This is a genomic window from Ensifer sp. Root1252 (genome assembly GCF_001425885.1).
Classification (GTDB): Bacteria; Pseudomonadota; Alphaproteobacteria; order Rhizobiales; family Rhizobiaceae; genus Ensifer; species Ensifer canadensis.
Genome location: NZ_LMDT01000007.1, coordinates 1 through 17,455 on the forward strand (window position 1 = coordinate 1; position 17,455 = coordinate 17,455).

Consider the following 17,455-nt stretch of genomic DNA (forward strand, 5'->3'; position numbering starts at 1 on the left):
CCAGGCGCCGCACGAAGCATCCAGCTTCTCATCCCACCAGAAGCCCTGCCCATTCTACGATAAGACAAACCGTCATAATCTCTGTGGCGCGGTACTAGCGGATTGCGGATCGATCTGTTCGAGGGGGGAGCGGCGTCTCGTCATAGCCGCGACCATGCGCAAACTGTGCACGGCTCGTTGCAGATTGTCGGGGAGGGCGCAAAACCGTCGTTCCGGCTAAGACGCCTCGCTCCCCGGCATCTGCGGGCGCTGCTCTCCGGCGCCATCACCCTGCTTGCTTGCATCATCCTGATATCGGGCAGCGGCAAAGCGGCTCTTGATCTTGGCGGCGTTTCGCCGTCGCTCGGTCTGGCCGAAGGACTGCGGCCGGCCATGTTGAGTGCCGGGGGCGTGCTGGCGATCGTTGCGATTCTGCTCCGCCACCTCGCAGAGGGTCGCCTCGTCGCATTCGTTTCGATGCTGGTGGCTGCCGCCGGATTGCATTGGGCGGTCGGTGTCGCGCCGGCACTGGGCCTAGCATCGCCCAGTGTCATGCTTTGCTGTCTTGCGCTTGCGGCAATTCTTGGCGGAACGCCGCTACCCCATGCCTTCATTGCCGCAGCCTATGTTGCAGTGGCGTTCGGCGCACCGATGCCGGAGGAGGCGATGGCGGCAGCCACCTTGTCCGGCATGTCGCGTTATCTGTTGACCGCTATTCCATTCTTTCTGCTCGCAGGCGCGCTTTTGACCGCGTCCGGGATTGCGAGCGTCCTGGTTCGGTTTGCCGCCGCGCTTGTCGGCCATCGTCGCGCCGGGCTCGGACAAACGGTGCTGCTGACCGGCGTGCTTTTTTCCGGTGCCTCCGGATCGTCGATCGCCAATGCGGCGTTCGGCACCGCCGCTTTCATGCAGCAACTGACGGCGCGTGGCACGCCGCGTGAGCGCGCCGGGGCGCTGATCGCCGCCGTGTCGGTGCTCGACAACATCATCCCGCCATCGATCGCCTTTCTGATCCTTGCTGCTGCCGCGGATCTATCGACCGGCAAGCTCCTGACCGGGGGCTTTGTCGCAGGCCTGGTCATGGCGGCAACGCTTGCCGTTGCCATCCATCTGAACGGCGCGACGACAGCGAGCGCCGACAGGGTATCCGCCGGAGAGTGCCGACGACTTGGCGTTCGGGCGCTGCCCGCCTTCGGTCTCGGCATCATCGTCGTTGCGGCGATCGCGCGCGAGATGGCAGCGTTCCTGTGGGCCATCGGCCACCAGGTCGAACCGGTGCGCTGACGATGCGGTGCGCTGCTACCTTAAAGGTCCACTTAAAGGTCCAAGTTGCAGCCAGCTGCCCCCCAGCGCGGGCGCCGCCTCATTGAGGGGCTTTGCCCGCACCGGAGCCTCGGCGGACATCAGGGGCAGCACGGAGACGGGATGGGCCGCGATGGGGAATTCCCGGCGACCCTATGTGGCTGGACATCAGAATCCAACGCCCGACTACTAGACAGGGATGGCCAAGGCGAATTACGAACGTACGGTAACCGACCCGCGGATAAGAGCTGGATCAACCGTCGTCTGAAGGCCCAACCCGCCCCCGCGGTGCCCCATCAACGGTAACAAATGGGTGTCAAAGACATGCGGCGCATAAGTTCGCATATCACCCTTGACCACGGTCATAAGAGGGTTCTCGCTGCCCTAGCATCAGTCTACATTGCCGCGAATCATATGCCACAGGTTGACGAATGCAGGGCCCACAACATGGTCACGCGCCGATGAAGTCGAGTATTGCTTATCTTCCTGAGCGTAAGCAGCGTGAGCTCGCGCGCGTTGTCGAAGTGTTGCACGAGGAGTTCGAAGATGCGCTAAAGGACGGTACTGCCGACTTCAAAAAACGTGGTCGAATACTGAAGGTAATTCTGTTCGGCTCCTACGCACGCGGAAACTGGGTGGATGAGCCGCATACCACGAAAGGCTATCGCTCGGACTACGATATCCTTGTCGTTGTGAACAACAGCAAGCTGACTGACTTCGCGCGCTATTGGTCGAAGGCACAGGACCGCTTGCTGCGTCACTCCGGAATTGAAACACCCACTAGTTTGATTGTCCACTCGCGCCGTGAAGTGAATACCGCGCTTTATGATGGTCGCTATTTCTTTGTCGATATTCGGCGCGATGGCATTGTGCTCTACGAACTCGATGATGAGCCTTTAGCAGTCGCCAGGCCTCTTTCAAAAGTGGACGCATTGCGGATTGCGACGGAGTACTTCGAAGACCGTCTGCCGCATGCAAAGACTTTTTCCGAAGGGGCGACATTCTTTGTTGGTGGAAGGAAGTTCAAGGAAGCTGCCTTCCTCCTGCACCAGTCGATCGAACAAGCCTACGCCACGCTTCTTCTGGTGCTGACCAACTACAGCCCAGCCTCCCATAATCTGAACTTCCTGCGTGGTCGCGCCGAAGAGCAGCATCGCGAGCTTGCGGAGATCTGGCCGCGCGATCAGCAACGCTTCGCTGCGTGGTTTAACATTGTCAACGAAGCCTATGTAAAAGCGCGTTATTCCCGGCACTTTGAAGTAACCGAGGAAGCCCTGTTGTGGCTCCTGAGCCGGACCGAGGCACTCATCGCTCTCGTCGAAAAAGTCTGCCGCACCCACCTTGAATCGCTCAAATCAGAAACTGGAAGCCCCAAAGAACCAAGCGAATAAAGCACGATACCAGGTGTCTGGCGGTATCTTGATGTATCGGTTTATGTGATGGGGCGCCAACGGATCCGGATCGAACCATTGTGTGCTCGCGGCTTGCGGCGTCTCCTGGGCGAAGGTGGTAGCAGAAGGCAGAGACGATGCGGCGGCCGCGTTGACGACGCCCCAGCGCACTCGGTTAAATGCACCCGGTGCCTTTGTGCCATGTCGCGCACAGAACCTTGGTGAGGGCCGCTTTGAGGCCGTCCTGCGCATCGGAAAAGACGAGCTTGACGGCGCGCTGAACTGGCCTCGTCCAGGAATAGAGGGCCGGATCTTAGATCATATTTCGTCCCTACCAGGCCCCGCCCCGCTCCATCGCCAGTTCTGCCTCGAGGCTCTCGGTGTCGCGGAAGATCGTGGCGACCGCCAGCACACGTCCGCCGCGCCTGAAGCGCAGGAGGCAGTCCCTGGCGGGAATGTCGCCCTCGACCTCAATCTCGTCCCATCCCTCGGCATGGCCGACATAGTTGATCGGGACGTCGTAATGTTGGCTCCAAAAGAACGGCACATCCGTGAACTTCTTCCGGTGTCCGAGCATGTTGAGAGCGGCCGCAGCACCTTGCCGCTGCGCCACCACCCAGTGCTCCACCCTGATGTTTTCGCCACTGTGAGGATCGGGCCACCTGGCAATATCGCCGGCCGCAAATATGCCCGGCACACTGGTCTCAAGATACGCATCGACCAGAACGCCCCGATCGGTTGCGAGCCCGGCCGCTTCGGCGAGACCGACCCGCGGCCGCACGCCGATACCGGCAACGACCATGTCTGCGGCTAGGATGCTGCTGCTGCTCAGCTGGATCTCCGTTGCACCGATGCTCGTCACGGTATCCCCAAGGTGGAAGATGACGCCATTTTTTTCATGCAGGGCGCGGATGAAATCGCCGATCTGCGGCCCTAATATCCGTTCCATCGGCCGTTCGTCGGGCGCCACCACATGCACTTCGACGCCGCAGGTCCGAAGGGCGGCGGCAACTTCGAGGCCGATGAAGCTGGCGCCTAGGACGACGGCGCTGCGTGCGGTACCTGCTTGCGCGATGATCTTCCGACTGTCGGCAAGCGAGCGCAGCGTGTGGACATGAGCCTGGTCGGCGCCGGGGATGGTCAGGCGAACCGGTTCGGCGCCTGTTGCCAGCAACAGTCTGTCGAAGGCGACCCGAGCCCCATCGGCGAGCAAGATTTCGCTGGCGCGGACATCGATGCCGGCAACCCTGGTGCCGAGGCGCAAGTCGATGCCGTTCTTGGCATAGAAGCCCTCCTTGCGCAGCGGGATCCAGTCCTCCGGAGCCTTACCGGCGAGATAGTCCTTCGAAAGGTTAGGGCGGTCGACGGGCAGCGCCTCGTCATCGCTGATCATGACGATGGCGCCCTGAAATTGTTCGCGCCGCAGCCTCTCGGCGGCGGCAAAGCCGGCGGCGCCGCCACCGACGATGACGACCTTTTCGGGAGCCGCCCCGGCATCGACTTCGCGTGGGACAGGCGTCTGCTTCTTGCGCTTCTCGCCAACGATTACTTTGTCGCCGCGCTGTTCAACCGACCAGCATGCGAGCGGCGATAACGCCGGAGCACGCAGGGCCTCTCCGGTGCGCAGGTCAAAGCAAGCGTGATGCCAGGGGCAGCGGACGGTGTCGTCGGCGACGAGGCCATCGGCCAGCGGCCCACCGTAATGCGAGCAGTTGGCGGCTATCGCGAATATCTCGGATCCGCGGCGCAACAGAAGCACCGGCTCACCATCGCGATGACCGACCAGCTTGCCGCCATCGGGAAGATCGGTGAGCGCAATGCCGAGGGCGAGGTCGGGTCTGAATGGTTAGCGGCCATCTTCTCCTCCGTCGAAGGGCAGCTGCCGGTATCGTCCACTGCGACGCTGGGCTTACCTACCCAACAGGCAATTGACCTGAAGTTGCGTGCAATGTTTGCGATATGCCTAATCGGAGCCAAGCGCGGTCGTTCCCACGGCGGGCGCTCAGTCGCTAGGCCCGGGACGTATCACCCAGGAAATCCTGGCGCGTCAGTGCAATGTCGGCAAGCGTGTAACGATCTAACGATCGAGCGTGTTCTGGAACGACGACAGCGCGTCGCTCAGCATGTCGGAAAGCTTGCAGCAACGCGTGATCGTGCACTGGTTGCCGGTGGCAAAGCATTCGACCCGGGCGAAGTCCGGCTCGGTCAGCTGGATCACGTCACCAATGCGGATGTCTTCCGGACGACGCCCGAGCGTCAGCACATCCTATAGCCTGAACTGCAAAGTGCCGCTAACAGCCCATAGACTGATACAATCCGTGTGAAATCAGCCTATGGCCTGAAAGACCGTTATGACACGTGTAAGAGGCAGAAGTGGAATGGGATGGAGGGAGGAGGCGCATCTGCCGTCTTCAGGGTCCTGCGGTGCCAGCCGATCATGGAAGGGCTCTTTGCGTTGGTCTTCAAAAGTTTTCCGAGGGCTTGGTCACGCATCACGACGACGGCAACATTGTCTATGGCACAATGGGTAAGGGATCTTGTCCAAGCAAGGTGTCGGCCATCACGTGATTGTCTGGCGCCGAGGCTGCAAAGTGCGGCAAGAAAGGGGAAAGAGGTTGAAAACCCTATGATGAGTGAAATCGCGCAGTTGCTCGACCTAGATCGCGCAAATGAATTGTCGTCGCTGCAGCCGGTGTCTGAAATCGTCGCTGTGAGGATCGCAACGCGCTACCCCAGCATTTCCAAACAATACCTTGAGTTCATTCGTGCGGTTGGGTTGGGCTCAACTACGCGAGATTTCTATATCTACGAGCCCGAGCCCGCGTCCTCCGTCGAACAGCATCCCTCCTTTCAGCTTTACCAGTCTGCCTCCTACCGTGCACTGTCAGGCCCACGTCCCGAAGGGCATATCCCCGCCGATGCGGTCGCTATTGCGGACAGCGGTGCCTCTTGGAGGTACTACCTTTGCCCCTCTCTCGGCGAGGGGGTCTATTGTCTCGACATGGCTGGTCCCACATTCGAGCCGGAGGCTGACGACTTTTTATCTTTTGTGGCAAACACCGTGTGTGTGAACTAAGTCCAAACCCTTCTCAGGGTATTGCAAGCTGCAGCAAATCGATAGCGGTGGCACGGCCGCTTCGGTCCATCAGCCTCATCGGTGGCACTTGTTACGCAAGACCGAAGCGGGCGACGGCAACCGACCCGATGAACCTTCCACATCGGCAACTCGCAGATCGGCGTCTTCTTCCTTCGAGAGCCCAAGGTGCAGGTTGGAGGGGAGGCATTCTTATACCGCATACCCGAGAGCTTTAGTTCTACTTTTGTTGGCCGCTTTTGCTCTTGATAATCAGCAGAAGCAGCGCGAATACGACAGCCGCGACCGGCCAGAAATCGGTGCTTTGGTCCCAACTCCAAAGCCAAAACTTATAAGCGTCCAAATGTGGCGGTGGCATGTGGACACTCATTTCAAAGTCGCGTTTCTCACGACCGTGAAAGTGCCCTGCAGCAAACGCCAAGCCGATGATCGCAGCATCTCTTCGTTTGAAAAACGCAGACCCCAGCACTGTAACCACCGTGGCGATGCAAACGGCTTCGACGATATGTCCCAGCCAGTCGTAGTTGTTGTGGATGTACTGCCAACTAAGTTCCATGCCGCGTCAAAGCACATTGAAAGGCAAAATTCTAGTGGAGACCGCCGCCAGCTGTTGTTGCAAATTCAGAGGATTCAAACGCCTGGCGTTGAGAGAGAAATTAGCAACAGAGCGCCAGCGACAACCGCTAAAGCACCGACCGTCGTGAAGACAATCAGCAGCAATTCTCTATCGTACTTGGGCATATATCGCTTCGTTCACTGCGCGTGGGATGTTGCTGCAGCCCCTAGTACAAAAAACATGATTGAACAATCACCAATCTTACGTCCACCAAGATGCTCTGGTGGCAGACTTCACTCAGTCTGCGGGCTGATTGTTTCCCCTCAACCTGTAGCCTGAAAGAAGCTGAAGAGGAAAATGGTTACTGATGACCATTGCATTCTTCTACGGCATAAAACAACACAAGGATTTGTCGCGCTGGCATTTAGGCGGCGTGGACGACTTAGAGCGTTTCCCTGACTGATTGAATCATTTGGGCTTTGCAAATCAGATGGGTTCTGATTCAAACTATCTGCCGATGGAGGTCGGCAGATAATGTCGAAAGCCCTTTCCGTTGATCTTCGCGCACGTGTTCTTGCCGCCGTCTCTGCCGGAGCGTCGCACCGGGAGGCTGCCGAGCGCTTTGGCGTCAGCGCGGCCAGCGTGAGCCGGTGGCGAAACCTGCAAGTCCGTCAGGGCCATGTTCGACCCGGTCCGCTGGGTGGAGACCGTCATTCGCACAAAACCGAAGCCAACGCCGACGCGATCAAGTCGTGGCTTGAGGAACACCAGGACGGCACCTTGTTCGAACTTCGGGATGCCCTTGCAGCTCAGGGCATCGCCATCAGCAAGTCGGCGCTGCACCGTTTCCTTGTCCGGCACAATCAGACGCGCAAAAAAAGACTGGCCACGCGATAGAGCAAGCACGCCCAGACGTCTTGGAACTCCGTCAGCGGTGGTTCGACGAGCAACTCGATCTTGATCCGTCGCGGCTCGTGTTCATCGACGAAACATGGACCGCGACCAACATGGCCCGCACTCATGGAAGATGCACCAGGGGTGAGCGGCTGTAACCACTACAGCATCGACAGCACCACGGTTCGCGCCCACGTCTCGGCGCGCGGAAAGGGAGGACTCATCAACGAGCTCTTGGCCGTGTCGATACCGGCTGAAATTTCCCCAAAATTGCGGAAGTAAAATTCCCCAAATATGCCGACGTGGGCGCCATGGAGAATTGGGCTTTTTCGGTGGCGGACCGCGTGGACGTGGCGGCGGGGCTGCCGATTGCAAGCCTTATGATGCTTTGATCTTTGATCGACCTGCCCGAGCGCGCCAAGGGCTTGATTGCGGAGAAGGCTACGATGCCGACGCGATTCGCTCGGACCTTGCAGGCCGGGACATCTGGGCCGTCGTTTCAGGGCGCTCAAACCGCCGTGTGAGGGTGGAGCATGATCGAGCCCTCTACTCCCTTCCCGAGCAAGAGAAAATGAGGATCATGCGGTTGTCAGTTGCCTAAAACTTCCTGAACCGTTCCAAGCGGTTGTCGGCGATGTATTTTTCATGTGCGGTTAGCTTAACCATTAGCTTGTCGGCATCTCTGGTGCGGCCATTGGCAATTGCGTCCTGGATCTGCTTAGCGATGCTGTCCCTTTGAGCCAAATAGTTCCTCGCAAACAGTACTACCGTCGATGTATGTGACCTATCGGTGTCGCTCACGCTTACGTTTCTCCGGTTCTTGATTCCTCTGCATCCCCAATCCCAATTGCGTCAAACATGGTTGAAACTGTGACCAAAGCGACGCTTGCTTATCAAGATCGATAGTACCCCGGCGTCATCTGCAGCAACGAACCTCGATAAGCCGTCAAGCCGACTGGTGCCTCCGCTCACACTGGACGGGCCGTCGGAAAGTCTTGAGACCGAGGCGGCTAGCTTTTGGGGCGGTGTTGAAATGAGGTTGGCTGCGATGCCCACAAGGCCTTGCTGCCGGTCGAGAGCCTCGGACGTTTCTTCAACCTGCAGGATAATCACATTCGCGCTTTCCGGCTAGAAGTCGAAAGGCTGACGGCGGAATCAGCGAGATCGTTGCCTGGGCTGAACGGATTCGGGGCAATCCCGGCCCTTGGACGACAACACGCCGCAAGCAAGTGCCATGGCGACGCTCAACTGGGAGCATGCGCGGACTGTTCCACGACCGGCTGGTTACGCACCACACCAGGCTTCTGGACACGCTTTCGCTGAATTTCGAAGAACGCCTGTTGCGCGCGCAACTAAAGCAATCATCTGGAGCGTTGAATTTCTTGCTTATCCTCAACAGCTCGGCATCAACCCTGGAGAGGTCCGAGGGGGGCATAGCTCATGCGATATTCGGAGAAAATGTTGGAAAGAACTTCTCGGTGCGCAGATAGCGCTGCTTTCAATTCTTTCATTTCTTGACTGTGCATATTAGGCTCCGGGCGGAAATTATAATCAGTTGAGATCGAAACTGTCTCGCTTGAGCCCCAGGTCTTCCTTGAACCGCTGATCCCAAGGGTTGAAGAAGCAGACATCGCTGCCTTCGCCAAACAGCGGGGCGTCAGCCTGCTGATCCGACCTCTTCTGCTCGCGCCGTTCGTTGGCGTCCTTTTTCATCTACCTCTCCTTGCATTAGGCCAGCTTTGAACACATTGAGGGAGAATTTTCAACTCAGGATTATGTCAATTTGTACTGGTTCATGAGTGCTAACCAAGGACAAACACCCAATGATCCCACCACGGCGTGGCAGCGCCCGCCGCTCTCGATAGCCCGGACAGGAGCGCGGCATAACTCAAGCCTATGCGACTATCGCTTGATTTCGGGCAACTACGGCGCGCATACTAAAGGGATGGCGGACCTACTGCGTAAGATAATCGATGTCGCGATGTTCGGATCGACAGAGTCCTCCGAACTGCAAGCTCTCGATGAAGAGCGAAAGTTCATGCTGAAACAATATCAATTGGGCTTGATCCCGGAAACCGATTGGCGGGAACTGCTCGACAATGATCCCGTCCTCTCAGCGCACCTTAGCGGCCGCGGCGTGCGCTGAGTAGCAGAAAAGTTGGTGAGTTGTGTCGTTGCGCTATTGCGATCAGGTTTGAATTGAGCAACATCGTAGCGTCTGTGAATTCGAACGCTCAGACGGGGCCCCTTTCTCTTGCTTGCAGGAGAGGGGGCCTTTTCGTTTCCACATGCGTTGCGACGCTAGACAAGCGAACCGTCAGAGCGGCTTCAAAGTCCGGCCATCGTACGCATTTTCTGGAGCCTCGGCGTCCGAAGGGGCTGCTGGCGGCGTCTTTCAAGCCACGATGCTACCGCCAACCGTACCAGGCAGCCAACGACGAATGTTATTCCTTGAATCGGCAGCGCAATGTTTGTCTTGGCTTGCATTAGTGCCTTGGCAATGCAGACCGGAAGGGTGCCGATGGAAAAAACAGGAAGGCTATGCCTGCCGGCTGCACAGACCATTTGGAAGGGAACGATGCGGAGGTTCCATGCGAGATACAGGATCGCCAGCACATTTAAGATGCGCAGCGGGCCACTGTTCGTTTTGGAGACCAACTGATGGTACAGTTCACCGAGCGGCGGATCTACATGACCAAGATATACGGCCAGGTTTGTTGGGATGGCCGCCAGCGCAAAAAAAACGGGCTGCAAAGAACACTGAACGATTGTAGCGTAGCACAGGTTCCGACCGCTTCATTCTGCTGCCAATCACGATCCCGATCACAAAGAGAAACTGCCACGAAAACGGGTCGAAATACCAATGGCGGTCTTCTTGCGCCCAGTTCGGGCAGAATCGTTATTTTCTGATGGGCGCCAACCGGTTCATTTTTAATGAAATCGCCGCACGCTCTGCCGCGCCATCTCAATCATAGCCCATCTGCCTGCTCCGCCGGGCTCATGCCGTTAGTGTGATGATCGGCCATGCCCCAACAACGAGGAAAAGCCGATCAACGCGGGCGCGTCTGGAGTAGGCCAGCTTGGCAACTCTCATGTTGTCGGGTCGCTTATCAATCGAACTGCTTCGCATTGTTTGCCGCAGCTTTCGATCACGATTGCCAGGCAACGTTGCCTCTCTAGCATCATAGCCTCTGCGACCATCTTTAAAGGGTCACGCTGACCACGCGAGAGGTGGCGAGCCGAAACGCTCCACGCTGCCTGTGCTATGTCGTCTGGAACCATAATGCGCCTCAGTTGAATTCAACCAAGCGTAGGCCCTCGAGCTTTCGTGAGGGTTGCGTGCCAAATCCGTCCAAAAAGGAAATGACATAGACATGAATCAGCATCAGGTGGCGCGGGCTATCGATGCCAGACTTCCCGTGGCTGCCTCCACCACTGGACAACGCGATCTTGGTGTCATGAGCGTTCTTCATAATCCGATGGACCTGACAGTCAGGTTGATGGCGACCGCGAGGCGATATCCGACAGCCATTTTTTTTGGTCGCCTAGACGACCCTTGAGATGCTTCTGACCCGCACATTTGCGGGGTAGAATAATGTGTGCGTGCCGCTATCGTTGGCCCTTTCCAAGGGGGCCAACATGCATGAACATCATATTCCTGCGTTCGTCGCGGACGTCATCGCAATCGGTTGCAACATCTGGGCAGTTGGTGATGACATGTACATTTTTGGCGATTCCGATCTGCCGGTGGAAAACTTCGAGCGGATCGCCCCGGAACTCGACCGAATTCAGCGGCAGTACGGGCCACGTGACCACCTGAAGCTTGCGATTATCGCGTACCTGCGCTCGACTGGCAGACACTCAACGGTCGATGAGCTTGTTGCGCAGGTTCACTCGCACTTACGCCACGATCACAAGCCGACAACATAGGTCCATAGCCTCCGCTCCCTTTCACCGTGGACTGCGTGGGAGGTTTGCTGTGGGGGCCGTTGACGGCCGTACCACGCGGGCGGACCGGCCCGAGTATGCACTCGGTGTTCATTGTGATCGGAGCCCAGTTGTTTTTAGTTTTGCACTGCCAGAGAATGGTGGTCTCGCCGGCCGGTACAGCGTTGGTATCGGCCAATGTGAGCGCGGTGTCTCCCTGGCTGCGGCTCGGAATGGCTCTGCTGGCGCCATTCAACCGGTCTGGCGCTCGAGAAAGCGGAGCGGCTTGCCGGGGGTAGTCGGTCCCGGTTCCCGGCCTGCGGCCGGCGCTTGCGCTGAACCTCCTGCGGCGACCCTTTTAACCGGTCAAGCCGCGCGCGAACGGGCTCTGGCCGCGATGGCGGCCGCCTCCTCCAACTTTGACGTTTGGAGACCCAGATCTTGGAGCTGGAAAGATAGAGACACGTCCAGGCGATCGCAAAGGAGCTGTCGCAAATGCCGTCGTTCCCACCGTCCCTACGCCAGCATGAACTGGATCAGGTTCAACGGGTCATTGCGCTGCGGTCGAAAGAGCCGATCCGCCCAGCAATATCTCAGCCCCTTATTCCCAACGGGGACGCTTCGCGAGCAGGGAGGTGAAGCGTGAAGAAGCACGCCACGATTCATTTCGCCTGCAACGATCATCGCGACGGTTCATTCGCAGGAAAGGTCAATTTGGCGGCCTACGCGGAAAACGACTTGGAAACGCCAGGCATGGCTGAAGTCCGGTTCACCGGTGGCGATGATTTCATTCTTGCGCTTCATTGCTGCCTCGCCCTAAGCCTCAAGCAATGTGTCATCGCGAGGAAGTTGGCATCGGAGATCTGTCTCCGGTGCCTTGGCAGCCGCATCATCATGCGGGCTCGCCCGATCTTTTCAAAGTCCATTGCGCTCCCAGCCTGCCGGCTCGGAGGGATTTTCTCCGACAAAACAGAAAGTAGCAACATGAACACGAACCGACGCATCAATGCGGCGGGCCTCGCGCTCGTCTAACGGTGGGAAGGCATCAAGGAGCATGGCGTCTAGTAGAACAGGCGCTGCAGCGTGAGCTTTGCTCTCAGGCATGTGGAGGCATCATCTGCAACACTGCAATCAATGTCGCGAATGTTCTCAAGCGATTCTTTTCTCGCTTCTTCATTGATGTCGCTCAAAGACCTTTCATGGTTGGTGCCGTCCCTGGAAGTGACAGTACACGCATTTCCCAAACACACCGTCGTGTCCGCCTGAGCGGGCGCGCCCGAGGCGATGAGAGCCACGGTAATAAACGTGCGCATGCAGTTCGACCATTTCTCTTCGGTAGATCGCCGTACCGCATCCATCAGAGTCCCCCGTCTCGAGTGGTTCTCGGTGCAACGCCCGGTCGGTAATTGGCCAACATCACTAGTAAAAAGGAAAATCCGAATGAGCGCCATATCTGTATCTGTGCAGCAAAGCGAAAGGGCCGGTCAATGCAAGCAACCTCACCTCCCTCATGATCGCGCTGCTGCTATCACGTTTTGGAAGTGGCCAACGGTGAAGCTCGGGAATTTGGTGGGAAAACGACGCGCAGTTGTTTGCATCCCGCGGCCGGGTCCAGGTCGTTTTCTACGATAAGTTTTGAATTCGATTTTGTTCCCGCAGCGAGTTAGCATCTGGTCGCTAATACACGCCATCACGGTTCGGAGGGAAACATGAATATTTCGCGTCGAGCATTCACGACATCTGCGTGTGCGGGGCTCGCTATGGGGATCTTAGCGGGGCCTGTTGTTGCGCAGGGACGGTTCGATCGGCGACGAGCTGCTGGGACGGACCGACTTCTGGACAGCGCTTGAAGCCCTTTGGCGAAACGAAGAATTGCCCCCCTCGTTCTGAAGCGAGGAGAGATGGATGACGATCTCGAGATTGGCCGGTTCGCGGCTTTGGCTCGGCAACGGCGTGGCGAGCGAAAGCCCGAGACCTTCGCCTTCCTGGGCTTCATTCACTATTGTGGAGTGACCCGTGATGGCAGGTTTATCGTAAAGCACAAGACGGAAGGGAAACGCCTGACGCGAAAGCTGAAGGCGTTGCGCGAGGGAACATGGCGGCACATGCACATGGCGTTGGCTACCCAGCACAAGTGGCTTGCCGCTGTGCTGCGTGGACACTACGGCTACTACGGCAGGCTGCATAACTATCCCGCGCTCAACGGTTTCTATCAGCAAACACGCCGCATATGGTTCCGCTGCCTGAGGCGGCGAAGTCAGAAAAGCCGGCGAATGAGTTGGTTGGAATTTGAAATCCTCACCGCACGCTTCGCGCTGCCAGTCCCGCGTATTACTCGAACTTGGGCGCAGGCCAGGAGATGACGCGGGTTACCCTCGGGAAGAGCCGGGTGCGGGAAATCCGCCCGCCCGGATCTGTGAGGGTGAAGCCGAATGGCATAGCTGCTCGACCATGATCTAGCGTTGCCCTACTTCGAGATGTATCGCACTCCGGAATCCGCGTATTCTATGCTTCAACGCGATGACAAAGTGGCCAATTTGAACTCTGCGCTACGCGTGAAGCGTTGGATAAGGGGCGCGGCATTGGCGTTTCTGCTCGAGCTTGAGCAGATGGACTTTTGGTTGTCTCGGGCCGCTGAAACGTTGAGTGCTGCTCAAGACGTGCATCTCGATCAATTCGAGCAATTCGCAAGCGCACTCGTTGCTCGTCGCAACAATTGAGGGACCTCTCCCCACGCCGCTTACACAGAGCAGCTCAAATCTAGCGCCCTTTTCGCTTTGAAGGTAAGCGCGAATTTCCCCGCACCTTCTGTGATTGAGTGAGCTTCGGCATGAGGTGTCCACCTAAAAGAGGTGGACACCAAATGATGGAAGAAGGTCAAAAACTTGTCGTGCGGCTCGTAGGTCGGAATGGACGAGGCCGGTTCGATCCGGCATCGAAAGACCGACTTATCGCGGCCTGCCTTGAACCTCGCGCATCAGTATCGGTGGAATGCAATGATGTGGACGCGTTAGCGGCAATAATCGGAGCGTTGGGTCATGTTCAAGCTAGGCGCTGACCTCAAGGTCTACCTGCATCGTGAACCGATTGACTTTCGGGCTGGCATCAACAGCCTTGCGGTCCTGGTTCAGGAGACGATGGAACTCGATCCATTTGCTCCTGCAGTTTTTGCGTTCTGCAACCGCCGTCGCGACCGGATGAAGCTCCTTTTCTTCGACCGATCGGGCTTTGTGACCGAGGACAAGTTCCGATGGCCGTGCCGTGAGGTGCCGGTCGTCACGCTGACGACCGAGCAGTTCCACTGGGTTCTTGACGGCATTGATATCGATGCGATGGTCCGTCATCCGGTGCGGCAATACACGGTGGCTGGCTGACGGCCGCGAGTTGAGCGGTTGACGCGGCGGGGCGGTTCAGATTCAAAACTACGATGAATCGAACCGGCGAACCTGATGTTGCAGAGTTGAAGGCGCAGTTGGCGGCACATGCTGCCGAAATCGCCGCCCAGGTTGCCGCCATCGGGAAGGTCAGTAAGCGCAATGCCGAGGGCAAGGTCGGGTCCGGTCGGGTCTGAATGGTTAGCGGCCATCTTCTCCTCCGTCGAAGGGCAGCTGCCGGTATCGTCCACTGCGACGCTGGGCTTACCTACCCAACAGGCAATGCGTGCAATCTTTGCGATATGCCTAATCGGAGCCAAGCGCGGTCGTTCCCGCGCCGGGGCAGTCGCTAGGTGCGGGGCGTATCAACCAGGAAATCCTGGCGCGTCAGTGCGATGTCGGCAAGCGTGTAACGGTCGAGGGTGTTCTGGAACGACGACAGCGCGTCGCGCAGCATGCCGGAAAGCTTGCAGCAACGCGTGATCGTGCACTGGTTGCCGGTGGCAAAGCATTCGACCAGGGCGAAGTCCGGCTCGGTCAACCGGATCACGTCACCTATGCGGATGTCTTCCGGACGACGTCCGAGCGTCAGCCCACCCGATCTGCCGCGAACCGCCGTCAGGTACCCGGCGCGGGTCAGCGTGTTGGCGACCTTGTTGAGATGCGCCTTCGACACGCCGAAGGCGCGCGCCGTTTCCTCGATCGTAAACAGCCGGTCCCCAGCGGACGCCGCGAACATCAGCATGCGCAGCGTGTAGTCGGAAAAGTTCGTCAGCCTCATTTCGCTCCAACCTTTGCGCATGCCGATCCTGCCGGCTGCCCCCGGAAGGTCATAGGCTGTCGGCCGTGATCGGCTCGATGGACAACGTGTTTTCACCGCGATTGTAGGCCAGTGCAAGGCGGAAGGAATGCGCAATGCGCAATGCCCGTTCCATGAACAGCGCCGCAATCTCCGGCGGGCAGCGTTTTTGGACTGTAGCGCGAAACAAACCCAGCCATTGGCGGAAATGCTGTTCGCCAAGACCAGGAAGCGCCAGATGCGGCGGCAGCGGGCGGCCGTCATAGCGGCCGCTGCGAAGCATCAAAGACGACCAGAAGTCGCACATTTTCGTCAGATGCTGTGGCCAGTCATGCCGCGCGATGGCGCTGTTGAACAGCGGCCCGAGCAGGGCATCCTTGCGGATCTCGTCGTAGAAGCCGTGAACCACATCGTGGATCATCTGCTCGTCTAACTGCTCGGGTAGCACCCGGCCGTCGATAACGACGGTTGGTTTGTCCATTGCGCCTTTGCTCATGCCTGGATTCAGCCCTCAGTCAGGCCGATGCGGCCCTTTGTCGTCCAACGACGATGGGTGTGTAATGAGAATACGCTTCACTATGCGGGTCAAAACATATATCGTCAATATATCTTTATGCCATACCGGCGGCGTACATTCGATGAGGGACCAGATGAGGCTCGAGCTTGACCAGACCGGAGATTATGTTCTGGACCCGGCATTCCTGGCGGTGCGGCTTTCGATGGACGCGAGTGAACTTCGGCGCCGAATGCGTCTTGGCCTCGTGACCAGCATAGTGGAGCGCGGCGTCGACAGCGACGAAGGCCGCAAGCGCCTCACTGTGCGCAACGGCAACTCGGTCTGGCGGGGCATTGTCGACGCCGACAACTGCATTGTCAGCGAGGAGTCCATTGACCTCAGGCGACCTTCGACCTTGGGAGGCTAGCTGCGTTCGTCGACCATCCTCGTCGTCCCGCAGAAAGCGCTCGGCAGGGCCCGACCAAAGTCAGTTAGCCAAGAAACGAAACCAACAAATAGGCGGAATAGCAACATGAACGATCGTCAATCGGGAAGTACACTCGTGCCAATGCTGGTCGGTGGCTTATTGCTCGTTATTTTGGGCTACATGGTCGTTATGATGTTCGTGTAAGCGAAGCGATTTGACAGAGCTGTTGGCGAGGTATCCCTCCAAACGATTGAGATCGCCCATCCGGGATTGGCCGGTCTTGTCCCTCAGTTCCACTGGAACTTTCCACCCCGAATTGCCTCCGTTCATGTTCGGAAGCTCATGGGGGATAGAAGGTATTCGTGAAGGTATTGACCCAGGAGCCAGAAAGAAAGTTCGTTCGTGATGTAATCGGTGAAAGTTCCACGACATACGCGCCAATCCGCTTTGCTATCGACGATCGCCAGCAACAAGTAACGGTGCAGGTCGGCCATTTCATCGGGCATTCGTCGATCGATCAGATCGAGCGAGCCGAACACGATCGGCCATCAAATGGGCTGGAGGGCGTAAGACGATATCGTGTCTGCAAGGGCTCTCAGTTTGGTACTGATTTCGCGAGCCTGATGCTCAGTCAGTGCAAATTGGAGTGCTGATACGTCGGTGTTATCAGGATTGACGCTGAACTCGAGCCTAAGGAAGACGTCGGCTTCGTTGTTGATCAGCGTTGCGGCCTTCCAGCCGACGACCGGTGATACTCTGACGCTGCCGCGCCCGTCCTTGTTCCAACCATTCATCGTGTTGCAATCCTCCGGCTGAGGAAGTCAGATTAAATCAAAACAATGACAGGTTGTCGACTGTCGCCACGATTTCACGGCAAGACAGGTTGGCGCTCTGGTCGCCTGGCCGCACCGATCGGTGCCACTTGGACGTTTTGTCGCTCACCGCGGCGCCCTCGGATTCTACAGCAACGCAATCATGGATCGTTTTTCGGGGCGGTTTCTGCAAGCCGCGACCATCGCCGAGGCAAGTCTTCGGGAATGTCACTGAAGCTTGATCTGGAGCAAGGTCGCTCGCCCAGCAACGGGTATCAATAGAGTGTCAAATCGGGAGGTTTCATTTGTCACGGGCTTATGGAAAATGGGCGACCTATCTGCGCTTGCTGTGCGCGATTGCCCTGTTGTCCATATCATTTGCCCATAGGGCTCCAGCTACCGCG

At 57.9% G+C, this 17,455-nt stretch carries 22 protein-coding genes, 1 pseudogene and 1 riboswitch; of the genes and pseudogenes, 14 read left to right on the forward strand and 9 right to left on the reverse strand.

Going from position 1 to position 17,455, the window contains the following annotated elements; all coding sequences use genetic code 11:
* Positions 1 to 177 precede the first annotated feature (177 nt).
* Together ASD02_RS09195 and ASD02_RS09200 are read left to right on the forward strand one after the other, a co-directional pair.
* Positions 178 to 1,263: a TRAP transporter large permease subunit gene (locus tag ASD02_RS09195; protein WP_156408379.1), complete on the forward strand. Its 1,086-nt coding sequence runs from the start codon at positions 178 to 180 to the stop codon at positions 1,261 to 1,263.
* A 479-nt stretch (positions 1,264 to 1,742) separates the two neighbouring features.
* Positions 1,743 to 2,672 carry a nucleotidyltransferase and HEPN domain-containing protein gene (locus ASD02_RS09200; protein WP_057220559.1) on the forward strand — a complete coding sequence of 310 codons (930 nt, stop codon included), beginning with the start codon at positions 1,743 to 1,745 and terminating at the stop codon, positions 2,670 to 2,672.
* Positions 2,673 to 3,003: 331 nt separating this feature from the next.
* On the opposite strand, the gene ASD02_RS09205 is transcribed toward ASD02_RS09200, so the two are convergent.
* Both ASD02_RS09205 and ASD02_RS09210 read right to left on the reverse strand, forming a co-directional pair.
* A complete protein-coding gene (locus tag ASD02_RS09205) occupies positions 3,004 to 4,491 on the reverse strand; it encodes an FAD-dependent oxidoreductase (RefSeq protein ID WP_057220560.1) in 1,488 nt (495 codons plus the stop codon).
* 258 nt (positions 4,492 to 4,749) lie between these two features.
* Positions 4,750 to 4,935: an Rrf2 family transcriptional regulator gene (locus ASD02_RS09210; protein ID WP_057220561.1), complete on the reverse strand. Its 186-nt coding sequence runs from the start codon at positions 4,933 to 4,935 to the stop codon at positions 4,750 to 4,752.
* A gap of 366 nt (positions 4,936 to 5,301) precedes the next feature.
* Here ASD02_RS09210 and ASD02_RS09215 point away from each other — a divergent pair, with 366 nt between their 5' ends.
* Positions 5,302 to 5,748 (forward strand): SMI1/KNR4 family protein, encoded by a 447-nt coding sequence (locus tag ASD02_RS09215; RefSeq protein WP_156408380.1) that lies wholly within the window; start codon positions 5,302 to 5,304, stop codon positions 5,746 to 5,748.
* Positions 5,749 to 5,986: 238 nt separating this feature from the next.
* Here ASD02_RS09215 and ASD02_RS09220 read toward each other — a convergent pair whose 3' ends face one another.
* Positions 5,987 to 6,322 carry a hypothetical protein gene (locus ASD02_RS09220; protein WP_057220563.1) on the reverse strand — a complete coding sequence of 112 codons (336 nt, stop codon included), beginning with the start codon at positions 6,320 to 6,322 and terminating at the stop codon, positions 5,987 to 5,989.
* A 534-nt stretch (positions 6,323 to 6,856) separates the two neighbouring features.
* On the opposite strand from ASD02_RS09220, the pseudogene ASD02_RS36850 reads away from it, so the two are divergent.
* Positions 6,857 to 7,371, forward strand: a pseudogene (locus tag ASD02_RS36850) (helix-turn-helix domain-containing protein); the annotation flags it as partial.
* Between the two features lie 442 nt (positions 7,372 to 7,813).
* On the opposite strand, the gene ASD02_RS09230 reads toward ASD02_RS36850, so the two are convergent.
* Positions 7,814 to 8,017 (reverse strand): hypothetical protein, encoded by a 204-nt coding sequence (locus tag ASD02_RS09230; protein ID WP_057220565.1) that lies wholly within the window; start codon positions 8,015 to 8,017, stop codon positions 7,814 to 7,816.
* 750 nt (positions 8,018 to 8,767) lie between these two features.
* Complete coding sequence (locus ASD02_RS38055) at positions 8,768 to 8,929, reverse strand: hypothetical protein (RefSeq protein ID WP_156408381.1); 162 nt, start codon at positions 8,927 to 8,929, stop codon at positions 8,768 to 8,770.
* A gap of 70 nt (positions 8,930 to 8,999) precedes the next feature.
* On the opposite strand from ASD02_RS38055, the gene ASD02_RS38060 reads away from it, so the two are divergent.
* Positions 9,000 to 9,362 carry a hypothetical protein gene (locus ASD02_RS38060; protein WP_156408382.1) on the forward strand — a complete coding sequence of 121 codons (363 nt, stop codon included), beginning with the start codon at positions 9,000 to 9,002 and terminating at the stop codon, positions 9,360 to 9,362.
* A 182-nt stretch (positions 9,363 to 9,544) separates the two neighbouring features.
* Here ASD02_RS38060 and opgC read toward each other — a convergent pair whose 3' ends face one another.
* Complete coding sequence (opgC, locus tag ASD02_RS09245; RefSeq protein ID WP_057220569.1) at positions 9,545 to 9,970, reverse strand: OpgC domain-containing protein; 426 nt, start codon at positions 9,968 to 9,970, stop codon at positions 9,545 to 9,547.
* A gap of 885 nt (positions 9,971 to 10,855) precedes the next feature.
* Between opgC and ASD02_RS09255 the strand changes: the two genes are divergently transcribed.
* Positions 10,856 to 11,146 (forward strand): hypothetical protein, encoded by a 291-nt coding sequence (locus tag ASD02_RS09255; protein WP_057220642.1) that lies wholly within the window; start codon positions 10,856 to 10,858, stop codon positions 11,144 to 11,146.
* A 493-nt stretch (positions 11,147 to 11,639) separates the two neighbouring features.
* A riboswitch (TPP riboswitch) is annotated at positions 11,640 to 11,811 on the reverse strand.
* Positions 11,786 to 12,175, forward strand: coding sequence for a hypothetical protein (locus ASD02_RS09260; protein ID WP_057220571.1), 390 nt, complete (start codon positions 11,786 to 11,788; stop codon positions 12,173 to 12,175). (Overlaps the previous riboswitch by 26 nt.)
* Before the next feature lie 29 nt (positions 12,176 to 12,204).
* Here ASD02_RS09260 and ASD02_RS09265 read toward each other — a convergent pair whose 3' ends face one another.
* A complete protein-coding gene (locus ASD02_RS09265) occupies positions 12,205 to 12,501 on the reverse strand; it encodes a hypothetical protein (RefSeq protein WP_057258462.1) in 297 nt (98 codons plus the stop codon).
* Between the two features lie 543 nt (positions 12,502 to 13,044).
* Between ASD02_RS09265 and ASD02_RS09270 the strand changes: the two genes are divergently transcribed.
* From ASD02_RS09270 to ASD02_RS36865, 5 genes are all read left to right on the forward strand, one after another.
* Positions 13,045 to 13,506, forward strand: a complete 462-nt coding sequence (locus ASD02_RS09270; RefSeq protein WP_057220572.1) for a hypothetical protein — start codon at positions 13,045 to 13,047, stop codon at positions 13,504 to 13,506.
* A 144-nt stretch (positions 13,507 to 13,650) separates the two neighbouring features.
* Entirely contained in the window at positions 13,651 to 13,863 is a 213-nt protein-coding gene (locus ASD02_RS09275; protein ID WP_057220573.1) for a hypothetical protein, read from the forward strand.
* Positions 13,864 to 14,006: 143 nt separating this feature from the next.
* Entirely contained in the window at positions 14,007 to 14,201 is a 195-nt protein-coding gene (locus ASD02_RS40545; protein ID WP_082555499.1) for a hypothetical protein, read from the forward strand.
* Positions 14,182 to 14,517 carry an IS66 family insertion sequence element accessory protein TnpB gene (gene tnpB, locus ASD02_RS09280; protein ID WP_057220574.1) on the forward strand — a complete coding sequence of 112 codons (336 nt, stop codon included), beginning with the start codon at positions 14,182 to 14,184 and terminating at the stop codon, positions 14,515 to 14,517. Before ASD02_RS40545 ends, tnpB begins: the two co-directional genes overlap by 20 nt.
* Before the next feature lie 53 nt (positions 14,518 to 14,570).
* Positions 14,571 to 14,714, forward strand: a complete 144-nt coding sequence (locus ASD02_RS36865) for a hypothetical protein (RefSeq protein WP_156408384.1) — start codon at positions 14,571 to 14,573, stop codon at positions 14,712 to 14,714.
* Between the two features lie 152 nt (positions 14,715 to 14,866).
* Here ASD02_RS36865 and ASD02_RS09285 read toward each other — a convergent pair whose 3' ends face one another.
* Positions 14,867 to 15,298 carry an Rrf2 family transcriptional regulator gene (locus ASD02_RS09285; RefSeq protein WP_057215310.1) on the reverse strand — a complete coding sequence of 144 codons (432 nt, stop codon included), beginning with the start codon at positions 15,296 to 15,298 and terminating at the stop codon, positions 14,867 to 14,869.
* A gap of 49 nt (positions 15,299 to 15,347) precedes the next feature.
* On the reverse strand, positions 15,348 to 15,797 hold the full coding sequence (locus ASD02_RS09290; protein ID WP_063978333.1) for a group III truncated hemoglobin: 450 nt from the start codon (positions 15,795 to 15,797) through the stop codon (positions 15,348 to 15,350).
* 169 nt (positions 15,798 to 15,966) lie between these two features.
* Between ASD02_RS09290 and ASD02_RS09295 the strand changes: the two genes are divergently transcribed.
* Together ASD02_RS09295 and ASD02_RS38065 are read left to right on the forward strand one after the other, a co-directional pair.
* The gene (locus ASD02_RS09295; protein ID WP_057220576.1) at positions 15,967 to 16,239 is read left to right on the forward strand and encodes a DUF6522 family protein; all 273 of its coding nucleotides are present in this window, start codon (positions 15,967 to 15,969) and stop codon (positions 16,237 to 16,239) included.
* 362 nt (positions 16,240 to 16,601) lie between these two features.
* Positions 16,602 to 16,892 (forward strand): hypothetical protein, encoded by a 291-nt coding sequence (locus tag ASD02_RS38065; protein WP_156408385.1) that lies wholly within the window; start codon positions 16,602 to 16,604, stop codon positions 16,890 to 16,892.
* Positions 16,893 to 17,455: the final 563 nt, after the last annotated feature.